The organism is Methylobacterium sp. WL18, assembly GCF_008040015.1.
Classification (GTDB): domain Bacteria; phylum Pseudomonadota; class Alphaproteobacteria; order Rhizobiales; family Beijerinckiaceae; genus Methylobacterium; species Methylobacterium mesophilicum.
The window spans coordinates 1-914 of the sequence record NZ_VRVD01001079.1 but is presented as its reverse complement, the minus strand read 5'-3'; the positions used below and the strand labels follow the sequence as shown (position 1 = coordinate 914).

At 74.9% G+C, this 914-nt stretch carries 1 protein-coding gene; it reads right to left on the bottom strand.

The genetic code is table 11. The features are described 5' to 3' along the window. Positions 1-42 precede the first annotated feature (42 nt). Positions 43-914 (bottom strand): iron ABC transporter permease (locus FV228_RS30995; protein WP_147857893.1); only part of this gene is annotated, 872 nt, incomplete at its 5' end.

The window sequence follows — 914 nt, the reverse complement described above, 5'->3', positions numbered from 1 at the left end:
CCTGCAGGGAGCCGGCCCTGCTCTCCGCCCGCGACCTCACCGTCACGGTGGCCGGCCGAGCAGCAGCCACAGGAACACCGGTGCGCCGACCAGGGCGGTGACGATCCCGATCGGGAGCTCGGCCGGGGCCGCCACCAGCCGGGCGACGACGTCGGCCAGCACCAGGAACGCGCCGCCGAGCAGCGCCGAGGCCGGGAGCAGCAGGCGGTGCTCGGGGCCGATCGCCAACCGCAGGGCGTGCGGCACCACCAAGCCCACGAAGCCGATCACTCCGGCGCCCGCCACGCTGGCGCCGACCGCGACGGCGACCAGAACGATGCAGGCGCGCTTCAACCGCTCCACCGGGATCCCGAGATGGAACGCCTCCGCCTCCCCGAGCACCAGCGCGTTGAGGCCGCGGCCCAGGAACGGCACGGCGAGCAGCACCGGCAGGATCAGCGGCGCCGAGGCCGCGACCTTGCCCCAGGTGGCGCCACCGAGGCTTCCCAACGACCAGAAGGTGAGGTCGCGGAGCTGCCGGTCGTCGCTGGCATAGGTCAGCAGGCCGGTGAGCGCGCCGCTCAGCGCCCCCAGGGCGATGCCGGCGAGCAGCATCGTCGCCACCGCGGTGCGCCCGGAGCGCGTCGCCAGCCCGTACAGGATCAGGGTCGCGCCCAGGCCCCCCACGAAGGCGCCTGCCGGCAGGACCAGATAGGGCAGCGGCCCCGGCAGGCCGAAATGGGCGAGCAGCCGGTCGCCCAGCACGATGATGCAGGCGGCGGCCAAGCCCGCCCCCGACGAGACCCCGACCAGCGCTGGGTCGGCCAGCGGGTTGCGGAACAGCCCCTGCATCAGCGCCCCCGAGACCGCGAGCCCCGCGCCGATCATCAGCCCCAGCAGGGTCCGGGGCAGCCGGATGTTGAGCACCACCAGGG